Consider the following 1,544-nt stretch of genomic DNA (forward strand, 5'->3'; position numbering starts at 1 on the left):
TATTCTATTTCAAAAAGATATTTATCAATTATATCCAAGAAAAAAGTAAAAGTCCATTTACTAAATTTTAGGCAATACTGAACTAACTCAGCCAATTTGACTAAGTTTAGTACCAGTATAATTGTTGCTACCCAAGATTCGCTTGTGTTGGACAATCTAGCCTTAACTCTGTCGAGTCCATAAGCTGTTTTTGCTTGACCAAACTTACCTTCAATGGGGTTGCGTTCACCAGGACTTACTTGATTTGACAATGCCTCTTTGCGGGGTCTTCCCAATGGTTTTGCTTTGAGTTCAATTCCTAAGCCTTTTAAATATTTTCTATTGTCACTAGTACAATAGATTTTATCTGCCAGTATTTCTTTTGGATAACATCCAAAACGTTGTTTATATTTCTCAACAGATGCTTGTAAACGTGTACCTTCATTAAATGCGTCCCAACTATGATCATCTAAAAATGAAAATCCATTTACAATCGATACATTAATTTTCGCACCAAATTCAACTCTTGCATTTGTTTTGCCTCTAACAATAGGTCTAACATGGGGTTGATGAATATTAACTATTCTATCTTCAATGCTATGGGTTTTTGTTGCATACATCATCATTTGTTGATTATACAACTGTTGCACAACTAGTAAATATTTGTATTGCTTTTTATCAAAAGGAAAGTTTTCACAATGGTTTAAAATCTTATCAATCGAAGCTATGTTTCTTCTAACAAAACCTAATTGCTTTCTAATAGCTGCACGTATTTCTTTTTTTGTTTTTAGCCTTTTTTGTGCTGTTTTAAGATAGGCTTTACGGGCAACCTCTCTGTAGTTTCTCGGCTTTTCAGGCAAGGTAGAAACCTTGAAAGCAATGTCCATTAGTTCTTCTGTTTTCTCTCTTGCATCGTTTAGTAAATCTAAATCTGTGGGATAAGCAATGTCTTGAGGGCATGCCGTTGCATCAATAATCATTGAGCCTTCATGAGTGGGTGGTTCTTGGTCTTTGTCTGCTTTTGAATCTGATTTATTTTGCTTTTCTAATTTTAATTTTACTTGTAAAATCCTTTCGTTGATGGTGTTAATCTGTTCTAAACCAAGGCGTTTTCTAAACTCTACAAACAAAGATGGGTCAAAGGGCGCAACATCGCTAAAGGAGGAATACCCTAAGAAATACTGCATGTAGATGTTCTCGCTGATTTGATCAACTGTTTCTCTATCATCTAAATCGCACATGTGTTTGATAACAATAGCGCCTAAAACTAATCGTGGATTCAAATCTGGACGACCCGTTTCTTTCTCAGGGAAATGTTTGCGATAGATGCTTACTAAATCATCCCAAGGCAATGCCTTGGATAATTTGATCCAACGATTGTTGGGATTCAATTTTCTTTCAAATGGACTCTCAAATCCTGCTAATGTCAGCTGATTTTCGCTCACATAAACAGGTCGAGATGCACGGTTTTTTCGACTTTTTTTCATTTTTCCTTGCACTTGCTATTTCAAAATTAATCTAAATCATCGATTAAACAAAGAAAAATAGTTTTTCAGCAGACCCTA

Annotated in this window: 1 protein-coding gene; it reads right to left on the reverse strand. The window is 34.9% G+C overall.

The genetic code is table 11. The features are described 5' to 3' along the window. The coding region (locus tag ACOVQ4_RS14685) for an IS5 family transposase (protein ID WP_421821379.1) at positions 1-1,466 on the reverse strand (1,466 nt) is incomplete at its 3' end. Positions 1,467-1,544: the final 78 nt, after the last annotated feature.

The organism is Flectobacillus sp. (assembly GCF_049240685.1).
GTDB lineage: Bacteria > Bacteroidota > Bacteroidia > Cytophagales > Spirosomataceae > Flectobacillus.